Origin of the sequence: Sphingomonas faeni (assembly GCF_030817315.1) — a bacterium.
Classification (GTDB): domain Bacteria; phylum Pseudomonadota; class Alphaproteobacteria; order Sphingomonadales; family Sphingomonadaceae; genus Sphingomonas; species Sphingomonas faeni_C.
Genome location: NZ_JAUSZF010000001.1, coordinates 386,613 through 412,497, shown reverse-complemented (window position 1 = coordinate 412,497; position 25,885 = coordinate 386,613). Strand labels below are relative to the sequence as shown.

Here is a 25,885-nt window from a genome sequence, read left to right as displayed (position 1 = left end):
CGCCCTCCCCTAGCCCCTCCCGCAAGCGGGAGGGGAATGCGGCCTCAGCCAACAACCTTCGCGTAGCGCTCGCCGACGACGTCCCAGTTCACGATGTCCCACCAGGCCTTCAGATACCCCGGACGATCGTTCTTGTACGTCAGGTAATAGGCGTGCTCCCACACGTCGTTACCGAGCAGCGGCGTGCCGGGCTCCTTGGCGTCGTCCATCAGCGGGTTGTCCTGGTTCGGCGTGCTAGTGACCTTCAGCTTGCCGCTGTCATCGGCGATCAGCCATGCCCAGCCCGAGCCGAACTGCCCCGCACCCTTGGTGTTGAACTCTTCCTTCAGCTTGTCGAGGCTGCCGAAATCGCGATCGATCGCCTCGGCCAGCTTGCCCGACGGTGCCTGGCCGCTCTTCGCCGCCATCGTCTTCCAGAAGAAGTCGTGGTTCCAGAATCCACCACCATTGTTGCGGACCAGCGGCGGCTGCGACGAGATCATGCCGAGGATATCCTCGATCGACTTGCCCTGCAGCGCCGAATCCTTCTCGACGCCTTCGTTCAGCTTCGCCGTGTACGCCGCGTGATGCTTGTCGTGATGAAACTTCATCGTCTCCTGGTCGATCACCGGCTCGAGCGCATCATAGGCGTAAGGCAGCGGTGGGAGTTCGAAAGCCATGGGGTTTCTCCTTTATGGGGTCGGACGTGAAACGCCCGCGCGCCTCAAATGGTCCCCAGAAACTCGTTACGCAAGCGTGCCTGTCGTCGTTGAGCCAGTCCGTCAGGCGGCGGTCTTGCCGTATTCCTGCCGCGTCACCGGGTGGCTCGACGAGAGCCCCCCATCGACCGCGATCGCCTGGCCGTTGACATAACTCGCGTCGTCGGAGGCGAGGAACAGCGCGACCTTCGCCAATTCGTCAGGCTGCGCGCCGCGGTGGAGCGGGTTGAGGCGGCCGACGCGGTCCATCTTGTTCGCCTCGCGCGCATAGTCGAAGACAGGCTTGGTCATGCCGGTCTCGGTCAGGCCGGGGCAGATCGCGTTGACGCGGACGTTCGAGCCGGTGAGCTGTTGCGCGGAGACAGCGGCGAGGTTGATGACGCCGGCCTTCGACGCGGAATACGCGGGCGAGCCGGCGCCCGAGCGGATGCCGGCGACGCTCGCGGTGAGGACGATCGCGCCCTTGCCGCGTTCGGCGATCCGCGGCGCGGCGTGCTTGATCGCGAGGAACGGGCCGATCAGGTTGACGCGCAGCACCTCGGTGATGAGCGCGACGTCGGTGTCGAACAGGTTCGCCATGCCGCCCGAGATACCCGCATTGGCGAACATCACGTCGAGCCCGCCGAAACTCTCGCACGCCAGCGCGACCATGCGGATCACGTCCTCCTCCAGCCCCGCGTCGATACGGACCGCCTTGGCGGTGCCGCCTGCCTCGGCGATCAAGTGGGCGGTTTCGTCCGCGCCTTCGGTCTTGTCAGCGACGATGACCTTGCCCCCTTCGCTCGCGAACAGGAGCGCGGCGGCGCGGCCGATGCCGGAGCCTGCGCCGGTGACGATGATCGACTTGTTCTCGAAACGCATGGGGTTCCCTTCCGGTTAGATCGTGACGCCGCCGTCGATGACCATCGTCTGGCCGGTCATGAACGCGCTGGCCTGAGAGGCGAGGAAGACGACCGCGCCGGCAATCTCCTCGGGCTCGCCGATCCGACGAAGCGGGACGCGCGTGTTCGCCGCCTCGATACGGTCGGGATCCTCCCACAGCGCCCGCGCGAAGTCGGTCTTGATCAGGCCCGGCGCGATGCAGTTCACGCGGACGTTGGACGGCCCGAACTCGACCGCGAGATTGCGCGCGAGCTGCATGTCGGCGGCCTTGCTGATGCAGTAGGCGCCGATGACGGGCGAGCCGCGCAGGCCGCCGATCGACGAGATGATGATTATGCTGCCGCTGCGGCGCTCCAGCATCTCGGGCGCGACCATCTGGATCAGCCAGTGGTTGGAGACGATGTTGTTGTCGAGGATCTTCCGGAACTGGTCGTCGGCGATGCCGGCCTGCGGGCCATAATAGGGGTTCGAAGCGGCGTTGCAGACAAGGACGTCGATCCGGCCGAACTCGGCGCGGGTCTGGTCGACGAGGTGTTGCAGGGCTGCCTTGTCGGAAATGCTTGCGGCGATCGCGATCGCGGTACCGTCGCCATGCCTGGCGTTGAGTTCCGCCGCCACGGTGTCGCAAGCGTCCTGCTTGCGGCTGGAGATCACGATCTTCGCGCCGTGCTCGGCGAGTTCGCGCGCGGAGGCCAGGCCAATCCCTCGCGAGGATCCGGTGACGATGGCGACTTGTCCCGTCAGGTCGAACTGCGACATCTTTTTCTGCTCCCCTCCCGCTTGCGGGAGGGGTCGGGGGAGGGCCCGATCTTTCCGCAACGTTTCAAACGGAGGCCAGGTCAGCCCCTCCCCTAACCCCTCCCGCAAGCGGGAGGGGAATCAGGCCCCCGCTTTCACCGCGAACCCCCAGGCCGCGTCCGCGAGCCCGTGGATCTTCGCCACCGCCTTCTCCGCCTGCGCACTCGATGCAGTGCCATCGACGATCCGCTTCTTGATACCCTGGACGATGCCGGTCAGGCGGAAGAGGTTGTAGGCGAAATACCAATTGAGATCGGGGACGCCGTCGCGGCCGGTCGCAGCGCAATAGCGATCTACAACCTGCTCGATCGTCGGAATGCCCGTCTCCGGCCCGGTCATACCGAGCACGCCCGACCGGCCTTCGGGTTCGGTCACCCAGCTCATCAGCAGATACGAGAAGTCCGCCAGCGGATCGCCCAGCGTCGATAATTCCCAATCGAGGACGGCGATAACCTTCGGCTCGGACGGCGCGAAGATCATGTTGTCGATACGATAGTCGCCGTGAACGATCGACGTCCGCGTCTGCTCGGGGAGCGTTCTCGGCAACCACTCGATGAGGCGTTCGACCGACTCCATGTGCTCGGTCTCGGCGGCGCGGTATTGCTTGGTCCAGCGGCCGACCTGGCGCTCGAAATAATTGCCGGGCTTGCCGTACTCCCCGAGCCCTCCCGCCGCATAATCGGTGTTGTGGAGCGCGGCGAGCGTGTCGACCATCGCCTCGTAATGCGCAGTCCGCTCGGCCGGTGTCGCGCCGGGCATCGCGCCGTCCCAGATCGTCCGGCCCTCGACCATCTCCATGACGTAGAATGCCGAGCCGATCACCGTCGCGTCTTCGCAAAGACCGTAGGGTTGCGGCACCGGGAAGCCCGTCGGGTGCAGCCCGGCGATGACGCGATATTCGCGATCGACTGCGTGTGCGCTCGGCAGGATCGGGCCGAACGGTTTCCGCCGCAGGACGTAGGCGCGGTTCGGGGTGTCCAGACGGTAGGTAGGATTCGACTGACCGCCAGCGAACTTCGCGTAGGTTAGCTGCCCGGCATAGCCCGGCACGTTGGCGGTCATCCAAGTCCCAAGCGCGCCAAGGTCGAGCTTGTCGCGCTCGCCGACTTCGATCGTGCCGACCATGCTGGTGGCTGCGTCGCTCGTCACGAGAAGGTGATCACGCTGCGGGTGGTGTCACCGCGACGAAGTTCGTCGAACGCGTCGTTGATGCGCTCCAGCGGCATCCGGTCGGCGATGATCGTGTCGAGATCGAGCAGCCCGCGCATGTAGAAATCGACCAGCCGCGGGATGTCGACCGGGAAGCGGTTCGATCCCATGAAGCCGCCCTGCAACCGCTTGCCCGACAGCAGGTCCATCGCCGACAGCCCGACCTTCTCGCCGAGCGGCATCATGCCGAGGATAGTCGCGGTGCCGCCGCGCCGCAGGACCTTCACCGCGGTGGCCGCCGACTGCGTACGCCCGACCGCCTCGATCGCGTGATGCACGCCGCCCTTGGTAATCGCGACGACCTCGTCGGCGGCGGTGTCGGACAGCGCATCGATGCTGTGCGTCGCGCCGAGCTTCTCCGCCATCGCGCGCTTTGCAGGTACCGGATCGAGCGCGATGATCTTCCCCGCGCCCGCGATTTTCGCTGCGTTCACCGCCGCCAGCCCGATCCCCCCGCAACCGACAACGCAGACCGTCTCGCCCGGCGTCACGTCGGTGGTGTTGAACACCGCCCCCGCCCCCGTCGTGATCGCGCAGCCGAGCAGAGCCGCGCGGTCCATCGGCATGTCGCGGTCGATCGCGACGCAGGCGTGTTCATGGACCAGCATCATCTCGGCATAGGCGCTGAGGTTCAGCATCTGCGCGATCGGCCGGTCACCGAGCATGAGACGTGGTGCGGCGCCTTTGGGACGGCGCACGCTGGCGTCGATGCACAGCGACATCCGCCCGGTGACGCAGAACTCGCATTGGCCGCAGAAGGCCGAGAGACACGTGACGACATGGTCGCCGACCTTCACACCGCGTACTTCGTCACCGATCGCCTCGACCACGCCGCAGGCCTCGTGCCCCGGGATCGTCGGCATCGCATGCGGATAGGCGCCGTCGACGAAATGCAGGTCGGAGCGGCACACGCCGACCGCCATTGTGCGGATCAGAACCTCGTGGGCCGTCGGCTTCGAGACGGTCACGTCCTCGATGCTGAGCGGGGTGTTGGCTTCGAAAAGGACTGCGGCTTTCATATTTAGTCAGGCTCCGAAAATGGCGGACGCACAATCAAAATTTCGTTCGTCCTGAGCGCAGTCGAAGGACATTGCCCCGAGCGAGCCGGTCCTTCGACTTCGCTCAGGACGAACGGGGGGACGGGTTTAAACGGGTGGATTTACCGGCTCACCCCGACGTCCCCGCTCGACACGCCACCCTTGCGGAAGTCCCCGTATTTCCCGAACTCGTTACGCGCGATAGAGCGGTTGTGGACCTCGTCCGGGCCATCCGCGAAGCGCAACGTCCGCATCGCCGCCCAGTCATGCGCCAACCGGAAATCGCCAGAGACGCCACCGCCGCCATGCGCCTGAATCGCATCGTCCAGGATGCGCAACGCCATGTTCGGCGCGGCGACCTTGATCATCGAGATCTCGATCTGCGCGGACTTGTTGCCGGCCTTGTCCATCATGTCCGCAGCCTTGAGGCAGAGCAATCGCGTCATCTCGATGTCGATCCGCGCGGTCGCGATCCGCTCCTCCCAGACCGAGAAGTCGGCGATCCGCTTGCCGAACGCGACGCGGTCGAGCAGCCGCCGCGCCATCGCCTCGATCGCGGTCTCGGCCACACCGATGGTGCGCATGCAGTGATGGATACGGCCCGGCCCGAGCCGCCCCTGCGCGATCTCGAACCCGCGCCCCTCGCCGAGCAGCACGTTCTCGACCGGCACGCGAACATTCTCGAGCACCACCTCGCCATGCCCGTGCGGTGCGTGATCATAGCCGTACACCGAGAGCATCCGCTTGATCGTCACGCCAGGCGTATCCATCGGCACGAGGATCTGGCTCTGCTGCTGGTGCCGCGAGCCTTCAAACGACGTCTTGCCCATCACGATAGCGATCTTGCAGCGCGGATCGCCCACGCCGCTCGACCACCATTTGGTGCCGTTGATGACGTAGTGGTCGCCATCGCGGACCATCGACGTCTCGATGTTGGTCGCATCCGACGACGCCACCGCGGGCTCGGTCATCAGGAACGCCGAGCGGATCTCGCCGCGCATCAACGGCCCGAGCCACCGGTCCTTCTGGTCGCGAGTGCCATAGCGGTGAAACACCTCCATGTTGCCGGTATCGGGCGCCGAGCAGTTGAAACACTCGCTCGCCCAGCTGACCTTGCCCATCTCCTCCGCGCATAACGCATATTCGAGATTGGTGAGCTGGGTGCCTTCGAACTCGAACGAATCGTCGACATGCGTCTGGCCCGAATGCGGCGGCATGAAGAAATTCCAGAGGCCCGCGGCCTTGGCCTTCTCCTTCATCTCCTCGATCACCGGAATCACCTTCCAGCGCTCACCCTCATGTGCCTGCTGGTCGTAATCGGCCTGTCGCGGGCGGATATTCTGGTCGATGAAATCGCGGACCCGATCCCGGAAATACGTCTCTCGTTCGCTCAGCGTAAAATCCATGCGGGCTCTCCGTTCGTCATCGCTTTTGTGGCGGGTTAGACCATACCGCGTATTCGGTAAAGCGTGCGCGGGGCCCCGGAAAGCATGTTTTCAAGTCCGCCCTGAAAGCGCCTAAAAAGCACTGTATCTTCAAATCGAAGCTGTTAGGGTGTTTCGATGAAGGTTCCGGCAGAGGTGAGCGACGAGAGCGAACAGGGGACCAAGCGCTTCCGTGCGAAGCGTGACGCGATCCTCGCCGCGGCGGCAGAAGCGATCAACGAACAGAGTGCCAAGGGCATGACGTTCGCGGACGTGGCGCGGCGCGTCGGGCTCAATACGACCAGCGTTACCTATTATTTCAAGCGCAAGGAAGACCTCGCCGCCGCCGCGTTCGAGAACACGCTCGAATCCCTGATCGCGATGCTCGACGTAGCGGCGGAAGAAGCGACGCCAGAGGAACGCGTGCGGCGTTATCTCGCGCTCAACATGGACCGGCTCGGGCGGATTCAGCGCGGCGAGGAGAAGGCGTTCGCGGTCCTCTCCGATCTGCGTGCGACCGAGGAGCCGATGCGTGGCCGGCTGATGGCGGGCTGGCGCGAGGTGTTCCGCCGGACGCGCCTGTTGTGGGGGCCGACCTCGTCGCGTGCGCAGACCGATCTCAACGGTGCACGCGCACACGTGTTGCTCGAGAACACGTTCTGGCTGCCGATCTGGCTCACCCGCTACGAGCCCGATCAATACGGTCGCGTCGAGGAACGGCTGATGGACGTGTTCGCGCACGGCATCGCGGGCAAGGACACCAGATGGTCGCCTACCCTGCTCGATCTGAGCCATGACGAGGCGGAGCCGGGCCGCGAGGCGTTCCTGCTGGCGGCGACGCGCCTGATCAACGAACTCGGCTACCGCGGCGCATCTGTGCAGAAGATCGCATCCGAACTGAACGTCACCAAGGGCAGTTTCTACCACCATCTCGATGCGAAGGACGATCTCGTCATCGCGTGCTATCGTCGCAGCTTCGACACCATCGCCGATGCGCAGAGCCGCGGCGAGGCCGAGGGCGGGAGCTATTGGCACAAGCTGTCGAGCACCGTCGCGACCTTGCTCGACGTGCAGTTCGCCGAGCGTGGCCCGCTGCTGCGTACCACCGCACTCAGCGGCCTGCCGGTCGGCGTGCGCAACGCGATGGTCGATCGCTCAAACGGCATCGCGCGACGCTATGCCGGCATGATGATGGACGGGATCGGCGAAGGCTCCATCCGCGCGGTCGACGCGCTGATCGCGGCGCAGGCGCTGATGGCGCTCCAGAACGCGGCGTTCGACATGCGGAAATGGGCGTCGACGATGCCGCGCGAACGGGCGATCGCGATGTACGCCTCGACGTTGATGTACGGGCTGTTCGACGATCGGATGGCGAAGGCCTGACCGTTCTGCCCGGACTGGTCGACGTTCGCAGCCGGAACGGTTTGGTTACGCCGCGTTAACCGCTGACGGCTGATGCCCGGCTTCCACGGAGGCGGCACGCAGACCATCCCGACCGATCTTGCGACGGGTATCATCGAGGTCGGTGCGCCCGGCTTCTGGATGATGCGGTGTTCGACGATCGAGCGACGGCGCTGGCATGGATGATGGAAGATGGGCCTAACGGATAGCCTAGCTAAACCGTACCTCGTCAATCATCCCGCGGCCACGTAGTGATCGTCAACACCTCCCCCCACCCCGTCATCCTGACGAAAGTCAGGACCCAGGATTGCAAGGGGCGGCGTTCGTAACTCTGGGTCCTGACTTTCGTCAGGATGACGGAGGAAGGCGTAAGTCACCTGGCCAAATCTTCGTCCCGCTTCAGCAGAACCCCCGCGCGCCAATAATGGAACAGCGCCCACGGCGTCATCAGCACGATGATCACCAGCGCATAGCGCAACGAATCCTCGCCGAATCCCGGCTTCAACAGATCGCTCAGCCACCCCACCAGCGTCGGCCCGAGCCCGAGCCCGACCAGGTTGATCACCAGCAGCGTGATCGCCGCCCACATCGCGCGGATCTGCAACGGCGCGAGATGCTGGATCAGCGCAAAGCTCGGCCCGAGATACGAATTGGCGAAGATCAGCGAGACGAAATAGCTGCCGATCGCGAGTCCCGGCGCGTCGATCAGGTAGAAGGCGAGCGCGAACGGCAGCGATAGCCCCTTCATCCCCAGCACGACCCAAGCCTGCACATGCAGCCCGTGGCGCTTCGCCAGGACGTCCGCGATCTTGCCGCCCGCAAGCGCCGAGACCGCACCGAACAACGCCCCCGGCAACGCGACATAACGCGAGATATCGAGCATCGACACGCCCAGCGAGCGCTGCATGTAGCTCGGCCCCCAGCCGGTCAGCGCATAGCCGATCATCGAGGTGAGCGTGACGCCGACCACCAGATGCCGCGCCGGCGCGCTCGCCCACATCGATGCGAAGCCTTGCGCGACGCTCGGCATCGGCTTCACCTCGGTCGCGCGGGCGGCATCGGACAGGCCGCGGCGAGGCTCGACCATGAACAAGCGGACGAGGACCGCGAGCGCGATCCCCGGCAGGCCCACCGTCATCATCGCGATCCGCCAGCCGTACGAATGCGCGACGACGCCGCCGATCAGCGTACCGAAGCCCGCGCCCAGCACCACGCCGAGCGAATACACCGCCATCGCACTTGCGCGCTTCTCGGGCGGGTACAGGTCGGCGATGATCGAATGGCTGGGCGGGCTCGACCCCGCCTCGCCGATGCCGACGCCGATCCGGAAGAGCATCAGCTGCGTGAAATTCTGCGCGAGCCCGCACAGCGCGGTCATCGCACTCCAGATCGTCAGGCTGGCGGCGATGATGTTGCGGCGGCTGGTGCGATCCGCCAGTCGCGCGACCGGAATGCCGAGCGTCGCATAGAAGATCGCGAACACGAGTCCCGACAGCAGCCCAAGCTGCGTATCGGTCAACAACAGGTCCGCCTTGATCCGCTCGAGCAGGATCGCGAGGATCTGGCGGTCCATGTAGCTGAAGAAATAGGTGAACGTGAGCAGCGCGAGCGTCAGGCCCCGTCGCTTCATCGCCAAGGCATCGGCGATCTCGGGATGGGACTGATACGCGACGGCCATCGGCAATACCTCGAAGTCGAAACAGACCTTACGCTAAGGCAATCGAGGCGTACCAGACAAGCTAAAGCTGAGCTTTGCGCCGACTTGCGACAAACCGAGCACCCAAGCGCGACAAGCTGAATTAGCGCGGAGAGGCAAAGTATTGGGTTTTGCAGGTAGCCGTGGGTTTCGTGAGAAGGACGGCGGAAGATGCGTCCTCATTCGGGCCGCTCTTCCGCCTTATCCCCTCTCCAACGTCGTAGCCGGGCTCGTCCCCACATCGTCGAGGGAGCGGAGCATCCGGGCAATCTGAATACCGGGTATGCGGCTCCCCTCGCATAGATTCCCGCTGTTGCAAAGCGACTTTTTCTTACTAGTTTCCATCAGGCAAGAATCCTGGCTCTGCGCGTTGCTTGTGGTCGACGGCCCCCTGCCCCATTTGCGAAGCGACGCAATCGCTGGAGCATTCCGATGATCGACCTGTTTTACTGGCCCACGCCGAACGGCCACAAGATCACGCTGTTCCTGGAAGAAGCGGGGCTGGACTACACGATCAAGCCCATCAACATCGGCAAGGGCGAACAGTTCGCTCCCGAGTTTCTGAAGATCGCGCCGAACAACCGGATGCCCGCGATCGTCGATCACGCACCCACCGATGGCGGCGAGCCGATCTCGATCTTCGAATCGGGCGCGATCCTCTTGTATCTGGCAGAAAAGACCGGGCAGTTTGGTGGTAGCGATTTGCGCGGTCGGACGGACGTGACGCAGTGGCTGATGTGGCAGATGGGCGGGCTTGGCCCGATGCTCGGGCAGAACCACCATTTCAACCGCTATGCGCCCGAGAAGATTCCGTACGCGATCGACCGGTACGTGAAGGAAACCAACCGGTTGTACGGCGTGCTCGATCGCCGGCTCGAGGGGCGGGACTTCATCGCGGGCGACTATTCGATCGCGGACATGGCAGCCTATCCCTGGATCGTGCCGTACGAGGCACAGGGCCAGCGCCTCGAAGATTTTCCCAATTTGAAGCGCTGGTTCGAAACGATCGCGGCGCGGCCGGCGACGATCGCTGCGTATGAGAAGGGCAAGGCGGTCAACGATAGCAGCGTACCGATGACGGACGAGGCGAAGAAGATGCTGTTCGGGCAGTCTGCGGCTGCCCGATAAGGGCGCGGCAAATCGCCCCCTCCGTTCGGCGTGACGGCAACGTGAACGCAAGTTTGCCCTCTTAAACACTACCCCGGCGAAGGCCGGGGCCCAGTTGGGGGCCGCTGCTTAACTTAAGGCAGCGCTTCGTCACGAGAGCCATTCCCTCTAAGCCCCAGCCTCCGCCGGGGTGGCACTTTCACTGTCCACATGGATCGGTTTAGCTCGTGGCATCGGTTTGAAAATTCGACGTTCGCGGACGCGGCGGCATCGACCCAGATCTTGGACACGAGGACACGCGCCAAGCTCTTCGTCCTCGTCACCAGCGACCCCTTCGATGCGATGTGGACGGCCGACGATCCCATGCCGAAAACGCCCGCGACACTCGCCACCTTTATGGCCGCCCCCATCGGGCTCGCGCGCAACGCCGGGGCGCAGGCGCGGACCATCTGGAACGGGCGATCGTGTTGAGCCGGTAGATGTCGATAAAGTCCTCGACGTCGAGCGCATCGCGATCCTCGTGCGCGCTAATCCCTGGGCGGCCCCCGTCACACGGCGCGGCACCTCGCAAGGCATCGCTCATGCCTGCGCACTCGGGCGAGCCGACGCGCGAGCGTGCCAAGCCTTCAGGTGCGTCAGATCGTCCGGCACCGCGATGCCGACGAACTTCGCGAAGTCGATCGTCGTCAGCAGGACGATGTCGGCGATCGTGTGGCGCTCGCCGTCGAGCCAGTCGCGACCGTCGAGCGCATGATCGAACTCCGTCATCGCCGCCAGCACGCGCGGGCGCTGGCTTGCGCCGAATTCGGTATATTGCGGCTGGACGATCCGCGCGGTCCAGGGATGCGTGTGCAGCCAGACCATAGAGAGGGGCGTCATCAGCCGCAGTTCGATCCGCCGGGTCCACATGTCGATCTCGGCGATGTTGTGCGCGCCGTGGCCGAACAGCGGGGGCTCGGGATGCAGCACCTCGAAATAGCGACAGATCGCGACGCTTTCGGTCAGCACGCGACCGTCGTCGAACGCGAGCGCGGGAGTCTGGCCGAGCGCATTGACCGACAGGAACGAGGCCGACTTGTGTTCGGCCTTGGGGATCGAGATCTGCGCCATCGGCACGCGGACATGCTTTTCGGCGAGGAAGATACGGACGCGACGCGGGTTGGGCGCTGGCAGCGCGCTATCGTAGAACAGCAAATCCGCTTCTCCTCGATTTCGGTTTTCGAATATACCGTATGGCATCGCCGGACGCATTCGCCTAGCGATGCCCGGATGACGACTGCCGCAGACATGCTCACCACGGGCTTCGCCACGCTGCCCGATCTGATCCACGCGCATGCGCTCGAACGGGGGGATCGCGCCGCGGTTGCCGATGCGCAGGGCAGCATCGACTATCGGACGCTCGATGGAATGATGGACCGGATCGCTGCGGCGTTGCAGCGCGACGGGGTGACACCACGGACTGCGGTGGCCATCGTTGCGGCGCCGACGACCGACTATGCTGCCGCTTTCCTTGGTGCGGTACGTGCGGGGTGTGTCGCGACCCCGATCGCGCCATCCGCTACGCCGGCGGCGATCGCAGCTATGATTGCGGATAGCGGCGCGCCGATCGTGTTCCTCGATGCGGAGAATGCTCGGGCGCTGGAGGGGCAAACGCTTTCAGCCCGTCCCATCTTGTTCTCCCGCGAAGGTGGGAGCCCCCACTGGGCCCCCGCCTTCGCGGAGGAACAAGCTTATCAGGCTTTCGAGGACTGGCTCGCTCCAGAAGGCTCAAGGCCAGCCGCCGTCGCGATCGCTCCCCAAGACCCGTTCAACATCATCTACTCATCGGGCACGACCGGCACGCCCAAGGGCATCGTCCAGAGCCATGCGATGCGCTGGGCCCACATTTCGCGCAACACCGCCGCCGGGTTCGACACCGCCGTCACGATGATCGCCACCCCGCTATATTCGAACACCACATTGGTCAGCTTCCTGCCGACGCTCGGCTGGGGTGGCACCGTCGTACTGATGGGGAAGTTCGAGGCGCGCGCGTATCTCGAACTCGCCGAGCGGTACCGCGCAACGCACACGATGCTGGTACCGGTCCAGTATCAGCGGATCATGGCGCTGCCCGATTTCGATGACTTCGACCTGTCGGCTTTCCGCTTCAAGACGAGTACCAGCGCGCCCTTCTCCGCCGCGCTGAAGGCCGACGTGGTCGCGCGCTGGCCGGGTGTGCTGGTCGAATTCTACGGCATGACCGAGGGCGGCGCGAGTTGCGCGTTGAACGCGACAGCCAACCCGACCAAGCTCCACACCGTCGGCCAGCCGATGCCGGGCCACGAAATCCGCCTGATCGACGATGACGGTGTCGAGGTCGCGCCAGGGGAAATGGGCGAAGTCGTCGGTCGCAGCCCGGCGATGATGAACGGCTATCACGGCCGCGCGGATGCGACGCGCGATGCCGAATGGTATGACGCGGACGGCAATCGCTACATCCGCCACGGCGACGTCGGGCGGTTCGACGAGGACGGGTTCCTCACGCTGATGGACCGGAAGAAGGACCTGATCATCTCGGGCGGGTTCAACATCTATCCGTCCGACCTGGAGTCGGTGTTGGCGCAGCATCCGGCGGTGGCGGACTGCGCGGTGATCGGCGTACCGTCGGAGGCCTGGGGCGAGACGCCGGTCGGCTTCTACGTCCCGCGTAATGGCACGACCGAAGATGCGCCTTCGATCCTGGCGTGGGCGAACGCGCAACTTGGCAAGACGCAGCGACTATCGGCGCTCAACGTCGCCGAGGAACTGCCACGCAGCGCGATTGGCAAAGTCCTGAAGCGCGAACTCCGTGATCGGCTCAGCGCATCCCCGCCATCCCCACCCGCTCCGTCATCCTGACGAAAGTCAGGATCCAGAGCCACGAATGAACCGGCGCTTGGCTCTGGATCCTGGGTCGAGCCCAGGATGACGAGACATGAAAGGACCCCAAATGACCAGCCTCAAACAGGCGATAGATGCGCTTGTACGGACCGAAGATAGCTTACGCGGGACGGTGCCGGAGAACTGGCTGCAGGGCCGAACGGCGTATGGCGGGTTCTCCGCCGCACTCGCGCTACATGCCGCGCAGCAGTCCGACATCGACCTGCCGCCCCTGCGGTCCGCGCAGGTGTCGTTCATCGGGCCGCTGTCGGGCGACATCACGATCCGCGCGAGCCGGTTGCGGCGCGGGCGCAACGCCGCGTTCGTCCAGGCGGATGTCGAAAGCGAGGCCGGGCTCGGCCTACGCGCGACCTTCGTATTCATGAGCGCGGTTGCGTCGCGGGTCGATCACCAGACCGGCGGCGGCGCGCCGGACTTTCCGATGCCGCAGCCCGATACGCAGACGTTCCGCGGCCATAGCGCGGTCGCGTTCTCGCGCAATTTCGACCTGCTCGACCGCCGCGACGACAGCGTCGGGCCGGCGGAATGGCTCCGCTGGGCCCGGCTGGTCGACCGTGACGGGCTCGATCCGATGGTCGAACTGATGGCCGTCGCGGATTGCCTGCCGCCTGCCGCGCTGAAGCTGCTCGGCGGGCCGGCGCCGCTCAGTTCGATGACGTGGCTGCTCAACATTCTCGGCCCGCAGCCGGTAACGCGCGACGGCTGGTGGCTGCTTCGTGCAACGACCGACTATACGAAGGACGGCAGTTCGAGCCAGCAGATGGCGATCTGGAACGCCGACGGCACGCCGATCGCCGAACAGATGCAGAGCGTCGCGATCTTCGCCTGACGCCGACGAGGGGGCGTCCGCGCCCGACATATCTTGCGACACATTGGCGACACGGCGGCAAAAGCCTGCGACAACCAGGGTTTAGACCGGCGTCATTCGTTGGGAATTCGTCCCACACAGCCGGAGTCCGACATGCGCAAGACCGTCCTCACCCTGTTGCTCGCCGCCAGCGCGATCACGTCCGCTGCCAGCGCGCAGACCGCCCCCGCCCCCGGCCCCGCAATGCCCCGTCCGCCGATGCGGCAGGACGCGAACCGCGACGGCGTCATCACGCGCGCCGAAGCGATCGCGCAGGCCGACGCCCGGTTCGCGCAGATGGATACCGATCGCGACGGCCGGGTGACGGGCGGCGAGATGCGCGCCTATCGTGCCGCGCTGCACGACCGGATGGTCGCGAGCGGTCGCGATGGTCCCGTGCCGTCGCCGGGCAGGCGCAAGCATGATGGCATGGGTCGTGGAATGGCCTCCAACGGCGACGGCAGCGTGACGCGCGAGGCGTTCACGGCTCGCGCGCTCAAGCGGTTCGACCGGATGGACGCCAATCACGACGGCACGATCGACGCAACCGAGCGCGCTAATGCCGCCGAGATGCGCCACGTCGACCGGCGCGAACGCCGCGACGGCGTGACCGCGCCCGCACCTACGCCTGCTCGATAACTAGGAAACGGGGAGGCAGCGGGTGAACCCCGGTGCTTCCCCTGGACAGCCGCCATGCTAGACACTGCCCCGATGGGAGATATGCCGCATTTGCTGCTCGTCGACGACGAGCGCTCGATCCGCGAGCCGTTGGCCGTGTACCTCACCAAGCAGGGGTTCCGCGTCACGCAGGCGGGCGATGCCGAGGCGGCGAGGACGCGGCTGACGGCGTATGCGATCGATCTCGTCATCCTCGACATCATGATGCCGGGCGAGGACGGCCTGTCGCTCTGCCGCCACATCGCCGCGACGAGCGACGTGCCGGTGATCCTGCTGACCGCGCGCGCGGAGGAGACGGACCGGATCGTCGGGCTGGAGATGGGGGCGGACGATTACGTCGTGAAGCCGTTCTCGCCGCGCGAACTGGCAACGCGGGTCAAGGTGGTTCTGCGGCGCGCGACTGCGGGTGGTTCACGGCAACATGCGCCGGAGAGCAGTTCGTACGGGTTCGCCGGTTGGGTGCTGAAATCTGGCGAGCGTGCGCTGATCGACCGCGAGGGTGTGTCGGTGCCGCTGTCGACCGGCGAGTATAATCTGCTGCTCGCGCTCGTGACGCGTCCGCGCCAGGTGCTGACGCGCGACCAGTTGCTCGACCTGACGCAGGGGCGCGAGGCGGCGGCGTTCGACCGTGCGATCGACAACCAGATCAGCCGGCTGCGACGGAAGATTGAGGCGGATGCGAAGACACCCGAACTGATCAAGACGGTGTGGGGCGGCGGCTATACACTGGCGGCGGAAGTCACGCGGTTGTGACGCGGTTCCGGCCGTGGCCGCGCAGTCTCGCCGGCCAGATGGCGCTGCTGATCGCGCTCGCGCTGTTGGTGGCGCAGGTCATCAATTTCGGGCTAGTCCTGCGCGATCGTGTCGAGTTCCGCCTGTCCCAGGCGACCCGGCCCGTCGCGATCCGGATCGCCGACGCGCTCGACCGGGAAGCGCATGCCGGCCGACCACTCACAGCGGATCGCGGGAGGGTCCGCCGTCTCGCGCAGAATCCCATTCCGCCGGGCGCGTATGAACGCCACCCCGAGGTCGCCGAGGAATTGCGACGGCAACTCGCCGATCAGGGCGTGACGGTGGGTGTGATCGATACCGGGCTTAGACCGTCCTCGGACCAGGATGCGGAAGCGGAACATGACGACCGCCGCCGCGCCGGTATCCACCGCCGCGACCCCGACGGCGCCACGCTGTTGATCGCCGTCCAACAACCGGGTCGTGGCTGGCTGACGGTGACGGCGCCCTGGCCGCAACCGGGATGGCGCTTGCTGATCGCGCTGCTCACCCAGACCGCGATCCTCTACATCATCGTGCTGCTTCCCGTGCTGTGGATCGTCCGCCGGCTGTCGCGACCGCTCCGCGATCTCCGCGTCGCAGCAGAGTCCTTTCGTCCAGGCGAGCCCGGTACGCCGATGCGCGCGGACGGGCCCGACGACGTCGCGGCGCTGATCACCGCGTTCAACGCGCTGCGGCTGCGCGTGACGGGCATGCTCGACGAGAAGGACCGGATGCTGGGCGCGATCGGCCATGATCTGCGCACGCCGCTGGCGGCTTTGCGCGTGCGGATCGAGTCGGTCGAGGACGATACCGACCGCGCGAAGATGATCGACACGGTGGCGGAGATGAACCGCACGCTCGACGACATCCTGTCGCTGGCGAGGCTCGGGCGACCGAGCGAGCCGCTGACCGATGTCGATCTGGCGGCGCTGGTTGACGCGGTGGTCGAGGATTTTCGCGATATCGGCAGCGACGTCAGCTTCGTCGAGACGGAGCGGCTGCGGATGCATCTGCGCCCGTCGCTGATCCGCCGCGCGGTCCGCAACCTGATCGAGAACGCGATCAAATACGGCGTGTCGGCGGAGGTACGCGTCGAAGCGGACCCGCGCTGCGTCGCGATCGTCGTGGCGGATCAGGGGCCAGGAATTCCGGAGGACCGGATGGGCGACGTGTTCGACGCGTTCACCCGGCTGGAGAGTTCGCGCAACCGCGAGACCGGCGGCATCGGCCTTGGTCTCGCCCTCGCGCGCGCGATCGTGCGTGAAGCCGGCGGCGAAATCCGCCTGATCAACCGAGCGGCCGGCGGCCTCGACGCGATCATAGAGTTGCCGCGGTAGTTCTTCCTGCTCCCTCTCCCCTCCGGGGAGAGGGTCGGGGTGAGGGGCAGCCAAGCAGCGCATCGCCTGGAACAGCCCCTCACCCCAGCCACTCCCCGCGGGGGGAAAGGGAGCAGCGCGCGCCTAGTCCTCCAGGATCTGGCTGTGCGTCCGCGTGTCCTTCATGCGGAGGTACACAATCAGCGACACGCCGATCATCGCGGTCACATACCAATAGAACCCACGCTCCATGCCCTCGTTCTTCAGCCACAGTGCGACATACTCCGCGGTCCCGCCGAACATCGTGTTCGCCAGTGCGTAGGGCAAAGCCACGCCCAGCGCGCGGACATGCGCGGGGAACAGCTCAGCCTTCACCACCGCGTTGATCGCGGTGTAGCCGGTCACGATGAACAGCGATCCGACCACCAGACCGAACGCCAGATAGGGGTTGGTCGCGGTTTCGAGCACGGTGAAGATCGGCACCGTGAAGAGGACGCCGGCGATGCCGAAGCCGACCATCAGCGGTTTCCGCCCGATCCGATCCGACAATGCCCCGGCCGCCGGCTGGAACGCTGCGTACAACGCCAGCGCCGCGGTCATGATCAGCGTCGCGGATTCACGGCTGAACCCGCTCGTGTTGACCAAGAACTTCTGCATGTACGTGGTGTACGCATAGAAGGCGAGCGTACCGCCCGCGGTCAGCAGCAGCACGGTGAACGCCTCGCGCGGGTATTTGCTGAACAACAGCCACCCGCTCGATTTCGGCGCGCCGTCCGACTTGGCGTTCTGATAGCTCTCGGTCTCGAGCAGCCCACGACGGATGCGGAACACGACCAGCGCCAGCACGCCGCCGATCGCGAACGGAATGCGCCAGCCCCACGCGTCGAGCTGTGCCGTATCCAGCGTCGACTGCAACAGCAGCAGCACGCCGAGCGCCAGCAATTGCCCCGCGATCAGCGTGACGTACTGGAAGCTGGAAAAGAAGCCGCGTCGCGACTTGCCTGCCATCTCCGACAGATACACCGCGCTAGCGCCGTACTCGCCGCCGACGCTGAGCCCCTGCATCAGTCGTGCGAGGATCAACAACGCCGGCGCGATCCAGCCGATCGTCGCAAAGCCCGGCGTGATCGCGATCAGGAACGAGCCTGCGCACATCAGCGTCACCGACAGCGTCAGGCCCGATTTGCGCCCGTGGCGATCGGCATAGATGCCCATCACCCACGCGCCGATCGGCCGCATCAGGAAGCCGACCGCGAACACCGCGGCGACGCTCATCAACTGCGCGGTCGAGTTGCCCTTCGGGAAGAACACCGGCGCGAAATACAGCCCGAATGCCGAATAGACGTACCAGTCGAACCACTCGACGAGGTTGCCTGCCGACCCGCCAAGGATCGATTTGAGGCGGTGGTTCTTCTCCGGCGCGATTGTGCTGCTCGCCATCACTTGGTCCCCTGCGTTGCAAAGCCGCGCTTCTTCAGCAGCGCGTTCACATCGGGATCGCGGCCGCGGAATGCGCGATACGCCTCGGCGCGATCGGTCTCGTTACCCGTCGACAACAGGACCTTGGCGAACTTGTCCGCGGTCGCCTTGTCCCACGGACTGCCCGCCTCTTCGAATGCCGCGAACGTGTCCGCGTCCATCGTTTCGGACCAGAGGTAGCTGTAATAGCCCGCCGAATAGCTGTCCGACGCGAACAGATGCTGGAACTGCGGCACGCGGTGACGCATCACGAGCTGCTTCGGCATCCCGATCTCGGCGAGCGTCGCGGCCTCGAACTTGTCGGGATCGATCACGCCGTCGGGCACGGTGTGAATCTTCATGTCGACGATCGCCGACGACAGATACTCCGTGGTCGCAAAGCCCTGGTTGAAGGTGCGCGACTTCTCGATCTTGTCGAGCAGGTCCTGCGGCATCGCCGCCTTGGTCTGGTAATGCCGCGCATATTTGTCGAGCACGTCGCGGGTGAGTAGCCAATGCTCGTTCACCTGGCTCGGATATTCCACGAAGTCGCGCGGCGTGCCGGCGAGCCCCGGATAATAGACGTTCTGGAGCATCGCATGGATCGCATGGCCGAACTCGTGGAACAGCGTCTGCGCATCGTCGAGGCTGATCAGGATCGGCTCACCGGGCGCGCCCTTGGCAAAATTATTGTTGTTCGACGACAGCACGAGCTGCGCCGGGGCAAGGCCCCGCTGACCACGATACGTGTTCGCCCACGCGCCCGAACGCTTGCCGGTCCGCGCGAAATCGTCGCGATAGAACAGCCCGACATCCTTGCCGGTCTTGTCCGTCACGCTCCACACGCGCATGTTCGGCTCGAACACGGGAACGGTGCCGGTGATCTCCTTGAAGTTCAGCCCGTAAAGCCGGTTGGCGGCGTACAGCGAACCCTGGATGATGTTGCCAAGCTCGAAATACGGCTTCAGCTGCGCCTGATCGAGGTCGTACCGCGCCTTGCGGACCTTCTCCTGGTAGAAGCGATAATCCCACGGCTCGATCGTCAGCGAGGTGCCGGCGACCTTCTGCATGTCCGCGACTTCCTCGGCGACACGCCCCTTCGCAGCGGGCCAGACGCGCATCATCAGGTCCATCGCCGCGGCGGGCGTCTTCGCCATCGTGTCCTGCATCCGCCAGTCGGCATGCGTCTTGAACCCGAGCAGATGCGCACGGTCGGCGCGCAGCTTGACGATCTGCGCGATCGTCGCGTTCGTGTCGTTCGCATCGCCGTTATCGCCGCGGTTGACGAACGCACGCCACACCTTCTCGCGCAGCGCACGGTCGGTGGCGTAGGTCAGCACCGGATCGACCGCCGACCGCGTGTTGACGATCGCGAAGCCAGCCAGCTTCCGCTCGGCCGCCGCGGCCTTGGCGACCGCCTTCACGCTGTCGGGAAGCCCGGCGAGTTGCGCCTCGTCAGTGACCGAGATCGCCTTGCTCTCGTCCGCGAGCAGCTTCTCACCGAACGTCGAGAACGCGGTCGCGAGCTGCTGATTATACTGCGAAAGCTGCGTCTTCTGCGCATCGTTCAGCTTGGCACCCTGCCGCACATAGCTGTCATAGATCCGCGTCACGAGCCGGATCTGCTGCGCGTTCAGCCCGCTCGAATTGCGCGTATCGTAGATCGCCTGGATCCGCGCAAACAGCGGCTCGTCGAACGTGATCGCGTCCGATGCCGCGGAGAATTTCGGCGACCATTCGCGGTCGAGCTTCTGGTACGCGGGCGTGTTCATGTTGCCGGTCATCACGCCGAACAGCGTCATCACCTGGCCGTAACGCTTGCCGGCCAGTTGCATCGGCACGATCGTGTTGGCGAATGTCGGCTTGGCCGGATTGTCGGCGATCTTGCGATAGTCGGCGGTCCGCTCGGCCAGCGTCGTCTCGAACGCCTGCGGGAACAGCTCGGGGCGAACCTTGTCCCAGGGCGGCACGCCGCCCATCGGGCCAGTCCAGTCGGCGAGCAAAGGGTTACTGGCAGGCGTCGTAGCCGGACTGGTCCGAGCGCCCGTCTGCGCGATGACGGAGGTAGACGCCATCAGCGCGACGGCACTGGCAGCGAGGTATAGAAATTGCACATGGATCTCCCGGTCGACGTTCCGGGTAGCATAGAGATAAAGTTACGTAGCGGAACCCGTATGGCTCATTTGGCCCCGGCCCTTCGCCGTGGAATTCCCGTCGAATTCCGTTTCCGGTCAATCCAAAGGCAATTCGTCGGTCGCTTGCGTAGCCGCCAGTGCCGCCGCCGCGATCAGCCGGCGACCCGTTTCCGCAGCCGCCTCCGGCGTCATCGCGATGGCCAGGCCGTCGGCCCCGTCCAGCGTCACGACGCCATTCTCCGCTGCTGCAACGCCCGGTATCGTTTCCGGCTTCAACATCATCGCACTCCAGACCCGGTCCGGTCGGCGACCCGCAGCAGTCAGTCGCCCCTGTAACCGTACAGATATTGTGGTTCGAACTCCGCAACGGCTGCCAGCGCTTTATGATCCAGAATATTTACCTCGCCGGCCTTGAACGTCAGGAGATTTTTCTCGCGGAGCGCCCTCAGCACGCGGTTGACGTGGACCCCGGTCAGCCCGCTCGCCTCGGCCAGGTCGGGCTGTGTCATCGGCAGCATATAGCGCCCATCGGCCGCCATCCCGACCATCTCCAGCCGCGCATTCAGTTCGCAGAACAGATGCGCGATGCGGCCTTCCGCGCCTAGACGCCCCAGCCGGAATATCCATTCGCGGTGCATTGCCGCGTCGAGCAGCGTGCTGAACCACAGTTTCTGCGTGAGGTGCGGATAACGCTCGGTGATCGACTGCAGCGTGCGGTGTTCGAAGCAGGCGATCTTCACGGGTCCGAGCGTCGCAATATCGTGATCGAGCCGCTTCATCGGAAACGCGTGCAGGTCGACGAAATCGCCGGGCACGTGCACCGCGACCAGCTGACGCTGGCCCTCGCGGTCGTCCATGTAGCGGCACACGAAACCTTCGAGCAACAGCGTGCTCGTATCGATCAGGTCGCCCGCACGGACGATCTGCTTGCGCGCAGGCACCTGACGAACGGATTCGATACCGTCCTCCAGAACCTGCTTTTCTTCGCTGCTGAGCTCATGGCGGCCTCGCCCCATGAGGAATTTTTCCGAGATCATCGACGCCCCTTCTTCGGCTGCTCCCGTACCGCCACGCCGGCAAAAAGAACAGATCGGGATTCGTACTGATACGTATCAAAGGTTGTACCATGAGCGAAACATTGCTGCGGTTCGCGGGTTCCCCCCCGACCATGTATCAGCCAGTTTTCCAAAATGATCATCCCTTGGCGCGCAAGTTCATCGAGAACGTGCAGGCTCCACAGTTCCCCTGCGTCGGCGCAAAATCCGCGCTTGCCAAGGGACAGATGGATATCCTCGTCGCGCGCGACGTGCGATCCGCTTGGGATGACATGCGAATTTCTCCGGCACTCGGCGAGACAGTCCGGAAATACCGCGAGGATCGTGCGATCTTTCGGACGCTTATCATTCTCTTCGAAGCGCCTGCTTTGCTGTCGGAGGAAGAGTTCGAAGCCCATCTTTGGGCGCGTGCTCAATCACTTAGCGACAAGGACGAGTGGCTCGGCTACCGTCCCGATCCGTCGGTGAGCAGTGATCCCGACGATCCGCATTTCTCGCTGAGCTTTGCGGGCGAGGCGTTTTTCGTGGTTGGCCTGCATCCAAACGCTAGCCGTCCCGCGCGAAAATTTGAATCGCCGGCAATGGTGTTCAACCTACATGACCAGTTCGAGGTGCTGCGCGACCAACAACGCTACGACAAGCTGCGCTCGTCGATCCTGGCGCGGGATCTTGAATATGCCGGCTCGATGAACCCGATGCTGGCGCGTCACGGCGAATCGAGCGAAGCGCGACAATATAGCGGGCGCGTCGTCGACGAGTCCTGGAAATGCCCTTTCAAGCGAGGCGAAGCCCGTGGCTGACATCAAGACGATCCCGCCGCGTTCGGGTGCTGGGTTCACGCTCGACAAGGGGCAGACGCTGACCGTGATCGATCCCGAGGGGCGGCAGGTTTCGGATCTCCTCGCCTACAACCGGGCGGACGTGCGGGAGGCGATTTCGTCGGGGCGGACACTCGATTACGCAAGCCGGTTGTATCTCACGACTGGCGACCTGCTCTATTCGAACCGCAGCAACGTGATGCTGGAGATCGTTTCGGACGATGTCGGCCGGCACGACTTTCTGCTGACGCCGTGCTCGAAGGAAACCTTCGCGATCATCTATGGCGACACCGATCCGCATCGCGGCTGCTTCGGCAACCTCGCGGAGGCGCTCGAGCCTTGGGGCGTGGAGCCGGACCAGATTCCGGTCGCGTTCAACTGCTTCATGAACGTGCCGATCAACGGCGAGACCGGGACGTTCACGGTCGAGCCTCCGCTGAGCAAGGCTGGCGATACGATCGTGTTCCGCGCGGCGATGGACCTGGTGATCGGCATGACTGCATGCTCGGCGCTCCAATCGAACGGGGGCTCGTTCAAGCCGATCCAGTACCGGATCGACTGAACCGCTCAACGGCGCTGGTAGAAGATGTGCGACTCCACGGTCGCAACCTTGACGAGCGAGCCGCGCCAGTACGGCACCAGCCAGTCGGTATGGTAATGGGTCGCGCGCCCCACTGGCGTATAGACGTAGCCGTTCATCGCTCGGCGCGCGGCGCGTCTTGCTTGGTCCCATCCGTCGTGTTCGGGACGGCGGGTCTGTGATCCGTCGCAGGTGAACGAGAATTGACATCCCGTCTTGCGGTTTGAACCTTGGTAGACGACTCCGCACACGGTCTTGGGGAAGCCGCGGGCACTGACCCGATTGAGCACCACTTGAATGACGGCGCGCTGCGCGTCGCGGTCGCTGCCGGCCTCGTAGAGCGCGGCAGTCGCGAGGCACTCGGTCGCCTGGAGGCGCGAGGCAGGCCCGCCACGAAAGCGGAACGGTGCCGCCCGTTTGCGTTTGTCCGTTACGATCGGAACCAGCGCGTTGGAGACCCGAGCCTGAGCCATAGTCAACCGCGGCTTGCGATCAGTTGTAGTAGTTTCGGTTGGCCAAGGCAGATCGGTCAGCGATCCGAAGATCGCGGCAAACGCTACCACGGCGCCGAGCAGGAGAAGCCAATGCTCGGACGATGGCCTCAGCCCGGATCCGTTGCGCCGTCGCGATGAAGCATATCGGGCCGGTCGCTTCGCCATCCCGCGTCCTTACCGGCGAAATTTTCGCAAGGAAACGATCCACGTGCCCCTCCCCCGGAGGGTCGAAGCGTGATCGTCGTAAAGAGATGGTGCCCCTGGCCGGAATCGAACCAGCATGCCTTGCGGCAACCGATTTTGAGTCGGTCGCGTCTACCAATTTCGCCACAGGGGCAGCGGCGGGTTGGCTAGACGAAGCTTTCGTCCGCCGCAAGCGGGTTTAGTTGCGCCTTTAGTTGCGGGGCGGCTGGCGGCGGTAACTTAGCGCCTCGGCGATGTGAATGCGGGTGACGGTATCGCTGCCGGCGAGATCGGCGATGGTACGGGCCACGCGCAGGATGCGGGTGTAGCCGCGCGCGGTCAGCCGCATCGCTTCGGCAGCTTGGGCGAGCAGTTTACGGCCAGCTTCGTCAGGCGTGGCTACCGCGTCGAGCAATGCCCCATCCGCCTCCGCATTCGTGCGCACCGGGTGGTCGCGGTATCGGTCGGTCTGGATCGCGCGGGCGATGGCGACGCGCGCGGAAACCTCTGCCGAGCCTTCGGTCGGCGGCGGGAGGATCAGGTCGGCGGCGCTGACCGCCTGAACGTCGATATGCAGGTCGATCCGATCGAGTAGCGGACCGGATACCTTGGCCTGATAGTCTGCTGCACATTTCGGGGCGCGCGCGCAGGCGAGGCTCGCGTCACCGAGATGCCCGCACCGACATGGGTTCATCGCTGCAATCAACTGTACGCGAGCAGGAAAGGTGACGTGTGCGTTTGCTCGCGCGACGCTGACCGTGCCGGTTTCAAGCGGTTGGCGGAGCGAATCGAGGACGGCACGCTGGAACTCCGGGAGTTCGTCGAGGAACAGCACGCCGAGATGCGCAAGGCTGACCTCCCCCGGCTTGACCTTCAAACCACCGCCGGTGAGCGCCGCCATCGATGCGGAGTGATGCGGCGCCCGAAAAGGCCGCGTGCGGGTCAGGCGACCGCCGGAGAGCGTGCCGGCGACCGACTGGACCATCGAGACCTCAAGCGCCTCGGCCGGGTCGAGCGGCGGCAGGATGCCGGGCAGGCACGACGCCATCAGCGACTTGCCCGAGCCGGGCGGGCCTACCATCAGCAGGTTGTGCGATCCGGCGGCGGCGATCTCCAGCGCGCGTTTCGCCGTTTCCTGCCCTTTGACCTGTCGCAGGTCAGGACCGTGATCGGCCGTATCGGCGATTCCCGGCTTAGGTGGGCTGAGCAGGCCGTGTCCCTTGAAGTGGTTCAGCAACGACAGCAGGTCCGGCGCGGCGATCACCTCGATCTCGCCGGCCCACGCCGCTTCGGACCCTTGCGCGGCGGGGCAGACGAGCCCCTTCCCCGCTTCCGATGCGTGCAATGCCGCGAGCAACACACCCGGCGACGCGGTAATCCGTGCGTCGAGCCCGAGTTCGCCGACGATCACGTAATCCGCCAGTGCCTCGGCATCGACCACGCCCATCGCCGCCAGCAGCGCCAGCGCGATGGGTAGATCGAAATGCGATCCTTCTTTCGGGAGATCGGCGGGCGACAGGTTCACCGCGATGCGTTTCGGCGGCAGCGACAGCCCCATGCCCGCGATAGCACCGCGCACCCGTTCGCGACTTTCGCCGACCGCCTTGTCCGCCAGCCCGACGACGTTGAACGCGGGAAGTCCTGGAATCAGTTGGACTTGCACCTCGACGGCGCGCGCTTCCAGCCCGAGATACGCCACCGTCGCCACGATCGCCGCCATGCCCGCTCCCCCGCGACACGACGTCACGCCTTATTCATACCCGAATTGCCATGTCTGCAAGTGTGGGCGGCAGCTCGCCGTCTTGCGAACCTAATACACCGGACCCACATGCCTTCCGTGAATCCAGTCCGCTCCCCCGTTCTCCGCTTCGGCCAGTTGGTGCTCGGGATGCTGTTGATTCTCAGTGCACCGCTGCTTGCCCCTCTGCCGGGGCCGGCAGGCATCTTCCTGTTCGCCGGCGGGATGGTACTCGTGTTGCGCAATTCGCGGTGGGCGCGGCTGAAATGGGCGCGGCTGAAGCGGCGCTGGCCGCGGACCGGGCATTTCGTCGATCGGATGATGCGGCGGCAGAGCGCGATGCGGCGGCACGAGCGGGCAAAGGCGTCGAAAAGCGCGGCTGCCGAGGCCGGTGCGAATTGACTTACCGCCGCCCTTTCCGTAAGCGCCCAGCCATCAAGGCCGTCCCCGTGGCGGCCGTTTTCTATTTGATGACCTAGGGAATGACCAATGAAGCGGACCTTTCAGCCGAGCAACCTGGTACGCGCACGCCGTCACGGCTTCCGCGCACGGATGGCGACGGTCGGCGGCCGGGCAGTGATCCACGCACGCCGCGCCCGCGGTCGCAAGAAGCTGTCGGCCTAACCGTATTAAGTAAGCGC

Annotated in this window: 27 protein-coding genes and 1 tRNA gene; 12 read left to right on the top strand and 16 right to left on the bottom strand. The window is 65.0% G+C overall.

All coding sequences use genetic code 11. From position 1 onward, the window contains the following. Positions 1–44 precede the first annotated feature (44 nt). From QFZ54_RS01995 to QFZ54_RS01970, 6 genes are all read right to left on the bottom strand, one after another. Positions 45–659: a superoxide dismutase gene (locus QFZ54_RS01995; protein ID WP_307083930.1), complete on the bottom strand. Its 615-nt coding sequence runs from the start codon at positions 657–659 to the stop codon at positions 45–47. A gap of 102 nt (positions 660–761) precedes the next feature. Next, positions 762–1,559 (bottom strand): SDR family NAD(P)-dependent oxidoreductase, encoded by a 798-nt coding sequence (locus tag QFZ54_RS01990; protein WP_307083928.1) that lies wholly within the window; start codon positions 1,557–1,559, stop codon positions 762–764. Between the two features lie 15 nt (positions 1,560–1,574). Next, a complete protein-coding gene (locus tag QFZ54_RS01985; protein WP_307083926.1) occupies positions 1,575–2,339 on the bottom strand; it encodes an SDR family oxidoreductase in 765 nt (254 codons plus the stop codon). Between the two features lie 120 nt (positions 2,340–2,459). Beyond that, positions 2,460–3,503 carry a phosphotransferase family protein gene (locus QFZ54_RS01980; RefSeq protein WP_307089218.1) on the bottom strand — a complete coding sequence of 348 codons (1,044 nt, stop codon included), beginning with the start codon at positions 3,501–3,503 and terminating at the stop codon, positions 2,460–2,462. Between the two features lie 20 nt (positions 3,504–3,523). Continuing rightward, positions 3,524–4,606, bottom strand: a complete 1,083-nt coding sequence (locus QFZ54_RS01975; protein ID WP_307083924.1) for a Zn-dependent alcohol dehydrogenase — start codon at positions 4,604–4,606, stop codon at positions 3,524–3,526. A 140-nt stretch (positions 4,607–4,746) separates the two neighbouring features. Beyond that, on the bottom strand, positions 4,747–6,030 hold the full coding sequence (locus tag QFZ54_RS01970; RefSeq protein ID WP_307083922.1) for an acyl-CoA dehydrogenase family protein: 1,284 nt from the start codon (positions 6,028–6,030) through the stop codon (positions 4,747–4,749). A gap of 156 nt (positions 6,031–6,186) precedes the next feature. Between QFZ54_RS01970 and QFZ54_RS01965 the strand changes: the two genes are divergently transcribed. Both QFZ54_RS01965 and QFZ54_RS01960 read left to right on the top strand, forming a co-directional pair. Then, positions 6,187–7,431 carry a TetR/AcrR family transcriptional regulator gene (locus QFZ54_RS01965; RefSeq protein ID WP_307083920.1) on the top strand — a complete coding sequence of 415 codons (1,245 nt, stop codon included), beginning with the start codon at positions 6,187–6,189 and terminating at the stop codon, positions 7,429–7,431. Positions 7,432–7,503: 72 nt separating this feature from the next. After that, the gene (locus QFZ54_RS01960) at positions 7,504–7,635 is read left to right on the top strand and encodes a hypothetical protein (RefSeq protein WP_307083917.1); all 132 of its coding nucleotides are present in this window, start codon (positions 7,504–7,506) and stop codon (positions 7,633–7,635) included. A 187-nt stretch (positions 7,636–7,822) separates the two neighbouring features. Here QFZ54_RS01960 and QFZ54_RS01955 read toward each other — a convergent pair whose 3' ends face one another. Next, a complete protein-coding gene (locus QFZ54_RS01955; protein ID WP_307083915.1) occupies positions 7,823–9,127 on the bottom strand; it encodes a spinster family MFS transporter in 1,305 nt (434 codons plus the stop codon). A gap of 450 nt (positions 9,128–9,577) precedes the next feature. Here QFZ54_RS01955 and QFZ54_RS01950 point away from each other — a divergent pair, with 450 nt between their 5' ends. Next, positions 9,578–10,273: a glutathione binding-like protein gene (locus QFZ54_RS01950; protein ID WP_307083912.1), complete on the top strand. Its 696-nt coding sequence runs from the start codon at positions 9,578–9,580 to the stop codon at positions 10,271–10,273. A gap of 113 nt (positions 10,274–10,386) precedes the next feature. Here QFZ54_RS01950 and QFZ54_RS20320 read toward each other — a convergent pair whose 3' ends face one another. Both QFZ54_RS20320 and QFZ54_RS01940 read right to left on the bottom strand, forming a co-directional pair. Next, positions 10,387–10,662, bottom strand: a complete 276-nt coding sequence (locus QFZ54_RS20320) for a hypothetical protein (RefSeq protein ID WP_373458419.1) — start codon at positions 10,660–10,662, stop codon at positions 10,387–10,389. Positions 10,663–10,831: 169 nt separating this feature from the next. Beyond that, entirely contained in the window at positions 10,832–11,446 is a 615-nt protein-coding gene (locus QFZ54_RS01940; RefSeq protein ID WP_307083909.1) for a glutathione S-transferase family protein, read from the bottom strand. A gap of 75 nt (positions 11,447–11,521) precedes the next feature. Between QFZ54_RS01940 and QFZ54_RS01935 the strand changes: the two genes are divergently transcribed. The 5 genes from QFZ54_RS01935 (at position 11,522) to QFZ54_RS01915 (ending at position 16,804) form a co-directional block, all read left to right on the top strand. Continuing rightward, positions 11,522–13,129 carry a class I adenylate-forming enzyme family protein gene (locus tag QFZ54_RS01935; protein WP_307083908.1) on the top strand — a complete coding sequence of 536 codons (1,608 nt, stop codon included), beginning with the start codon at positions 11,522–11,524 and terminating at the stop codon, positions 13,127–13,129. 91 nt (positions 13,130–13,220) lie between these two features. Further along, entirely contained in the window at positions 13,221–14,000 is a 780-nt protein-coding gene (locus QFZ54_RS01930) for a thioesterase family protein (protein ID WP_307083906.1), read from the top strand. 132 nt (positions 14,001–14,132) lie between these two features. Next, entirely contained in the window at positions 14,133–14,657 is a 525-nt protein-coding gene (locus tag QFZ54_RS01925) for an EF-hand domain-containing protein (RefSeq protein ID WP_307083904.1), read from the top strand. A gap of 72 nt (positions 14,658–14,729) precedes the next feature. Then, positions 14,730–15,449 (top strand): response regulator, encoded by a 720-nt coding sequence (locus QFZ54_RS01920; protein ID WP_056062218.1) that lies wholly within the window; start codon positions 14,730–14,732, stop codon positions 15,447–15,449. Between the two features lie 38 nt (positions 15,450–15,487). Next, positions 15,488–16,804, top strand: a complete 1,317-nt coding sequence (locus tag QFZ54_RS01915; RefSeq protein ID WP_307089214.1) for a sensor histidine kinase — start codon at positions 15,488–15,490, stop codon at positions 16,802–16,804. 123 nt (positions 16,805–16,927) lie between these two features. Here the strand turns inward: QFZ54_RS01915 and QFZ54_RS01910 are convergent, their stop codons facing one another. The 4 genes from QFZ54_RS01910 to QFZ54_RS01895 form a co-directional block, all read right to left on the bottom strand. Beyond that, complete coding sequence (locus tag QFZ54_RS01910; RefSeq protein WP_307083902.1) at positions 16,928–18,223, bottom strand: MFS transporter; 1,296 nt, start codon at positions 18,221–18,223, stop codon at positions 16,928–16,930. After that, positions 18,223–20,355 carry a M3 family metallopeptidase gene (locus QFZ54_RS01905; protein WP_307083900.1) on the bottom strand — a complete coding sequence of 711 codons (2,133 nt, stop codon included), beginning with the start codon at positions 20,353–20,355 and terminating at the stop codon, positions 18,223–18,225. Before QFZ54_RS01905 ends, QFZ54_RS01910 begins: the two co-directional genes overlap by 1 nt. 117 nt (positions 20,356–20,472) lie before the next feature. Then, entirely contained in the window at positions 20,473–20,655 is a 183-nt protein-coding gene (locus QFZ54_RS01900) for a hypothetical protein (protein ID WP_307083898.1), read from the bottom strand. 41 nt (positions 20,656–20,696) lie between these two features. Further along, on the bottom strand, positions 20,697–21,413 hold the full coding sequence (locus QFZ54_RS01895; RefSeq protein ID WP_307083895.1) for a Crp/Fnr family transcriptional regulator: 717 nt from the start codon (positions 21,411–21,413) through the stop codon (positions 20,697–20,699). Between the two features lie 89 nt (positions 21,414–21,502). On the opposite strand from QFZ54_RS01895, the gene gntA reads away from it, so the two are divergent. Together gntA and QFZ54_RS01885 are read left to right on the top strand one after the other, a co-directional pair. After that, a complete protein-coding gene (gene gntA, locus QFZ54_RS01890) occupies positions 21,503–22,231 on the top strand; it encodes a guanitoxin biosynthesis heme-dependent pre-guanitoxin N-hydroxylase GntA (RefSeq protein ID WP_307083893.1) in 729 nt (242 codons plus the stop codon). Beyond that, positions 22,224–22,811, top strand: a complete 588-nt coding sequence (locus QFZ54_RS01885; protein ID WP_307083891.1) for an urea carboxylase-associated family protein — start codon at positions 22,224–22,226, stop codon at positions 22,809–22,811. Before gntA ends, QFZ54_RS01885 begins: the two co-directional genes overlap by 8 nt. Before the next feature lie 5 nt (positions 22,812–22,816). Here the strand turns inward: QFZ54_RS01885 and QFZ54_RS01880 are convergent, their stop codons facing one another. From QFZ54_RS01880 to QFZ54_RS01870, 3 genes are all read right to left on the bottom strand, one after another. Continuing rightward, positions 22,817–23,488: a cell wall hydrolase gene (locus QFZ54_RS01880; RefSeq protein WP_307083889.1), complete on the bottom strand. Its 672-nt coding sequence runs from the start codon at positions 23,486–23,488 to the stop codon at positions 22,817–22,819. A gap of 87 nt (positions 23,489–23,575) precedes the next feature. Continuing rightward, positions 23,576–23,660 (bottom strand) — tRNA-Leu (locus QFZ54_RS01875). A gap of 57 nt (positions 23,661–23,717) precedes the next feature. After that, a complete protein-coding gene (locus QFZ54_RS01870; protein WP_307083886.1) occupies positions 23,718–25,226 on the bottom strand; it encodes a YifB family Mg chelatase-like AAA ATPase in 1,509 nt (502 codons plus the stop codon). A 168-nt stretch (positions 25,227–25,394) separates the two neighbouring features. Here QFZ54_RS01870 and QFZ54_RS01865 point away from each other — a divergent pair, with 168 nt between their 5' ends. Then, a complete protein-coding gene (locus QFZ54_RS01865) occupies positions 25,395–25,646 on the top strand; it encodes a hypothetical protein (protein ID WP_307083885.1) in 252 nt (83 codons plus the stop codon). A gap of 87 nt (positions 25,647–25,733) precedes the next feature. Beyond that, positions 25,734–25,868, top strand: a complete 135-nt coding sequence (gene rpmH, locus QFZ54_RS01860) for a 50S ribosomal protein L34 (RefSeq protein ID WP_031393806.1) — start codon at positions 25,734–25,736, stop codon at positions 25,866–25,868. Positions 25,869–25,885 lie beyond the last annotated feature (17 nt).